Raw genomic sequence first — 1473 nt, forward strand, 5'->3', positions numbered from 1 at the left:
GGTTTAGCAAATAAAGCCTCTAGAGCAACTTTATCATCTGTTGCTGATACTTGAGAAGGTAACTTTGTTTTTAAAGCGTCTGAAGCCGTTGTAGCCTTCACTGTGGCTGTATATCAATCTTTTGCATAGTCTCCTGCAGTCTTAGTTGTTGTTGAAGCAGTAAATTTAACTTTTAAATCAACTGTTCCTTTAACAAGGTTATCACCATCACCATAAGTTAGATTTAAAATAACAACAGCTGTATCTGTTGCTGATGTTGCATTAGCACTTGCAACTTTAACATCTGCTAATTTTGCTTCACCTCAAGGTACTACTGTTGATAATAAAGCAGAGAATTTAGTTTTATCATTTTTAACTGTTGATGCAGTTAATGCTTCAGTTAATTTTGCTTTATTTTCATAACTAGATTTAGCAGTAACAGTAACTTTTTGGATTGCATCGATTATTTTAGTTAAAGCTACTTGGTTATCCTTTTTAGGATCTGATGTTTCACCTGAACATGCAATCGCTGTTGTTACGGCAGCGATTGAAGCAAGCCCTAAACCTAGAAATAGTAATGATTTTTTACTTATTTTTTTCATTCAATTTTCCTTTTTCTTAATAAATTTTTTCTAAAACTATAGTTAGTAGCACACGTTAATTAATTTAAAAAACAGCTGCGTTAACTATTAATTTTCATTATAAGTTTTAGATTAAAATAACAAAACAGCAAGTATTAATATTTCTTATTTATTAGATAAGGATTCTTATCTAATCAGGTATATAACTAATAAGTTATATATTATTAAGTTATTTAATAAGTTAATTCTATTAATAAGAGATTATTTTAATACTTATATATATTCATATATATAAGTTATATTTATAACTATAGATATAATTAATAAGTTATAATTAACTAATAATTAATCATAGTTAGCAGTAACTTTTTGTTGTTAGAATATACATTTATCAAATTTGATAATCATGTCTTGTTGATTAAGATAATACTAATTTTGTTTATTTTAATCTGTTATTATATTAGCATAATTAAGCCGAGATTTTTTTGCGCGCAAAAATATTTTTATTTTTTTCATAAAACAAATATTTTTTGCTAATAGTTGTTGAATATGTTAGTAAAAAGCCAAAAAGTTCTAAAAATAAGGCTAAAAGGTGGCTTAAACTAGGATTTTTTGCTAAAAAAGCACAATCAGTAAGTCACTAAATTTATAATTATTTTAATTAATTTAGAAAAATTTCAAAAATTTTGTAAATTAATTTCCAAAAATCAAGTATCGAGAAATCAAAAAACCTAAATTTTATTTACTAGTTAAGCCAAACAACTAGTTTTATTATAACTATCTAAAAAAACCGTTTTAACTAACTAAAATTGGCCAAATTTTTACCACTTTCTAAATTAACTAAAAATTATGCATGTCAACTTTTTTAACAAACTAAAACACTTTGAACAATAAAACTAAAGTTAATCAGTTA

At 25.0% G+C, this 1473-nt stretch carries 1 protein-coding gene; it reads right to left on the reverse strand.

Going from position 1 to position 1473, the window contains the following annotated elements:
* Positions 1-581, reverse strand: a 581-nt coding sequence (locus CJJ23_RS04900) for a hypothetical protein (protein WP_143823651.1), incomplete at its 3' end; no start/stop codon positions are given.
* Between the last annotated feature and the right edge of the window lie 892 nt (positions 582-1473).

The organism is Mycoplasmopsis agassizii (genome assembly GCF_002276225.1).
Taxonomy (GTDB): domain Bacteria; phylum Bacillota_I; class Bacilli_A; order Mycoplasmatales; family Metamycoplasmataceae; genus Mycoplasmopsis_B; species Mycoplasmopsis_B agassizii_A.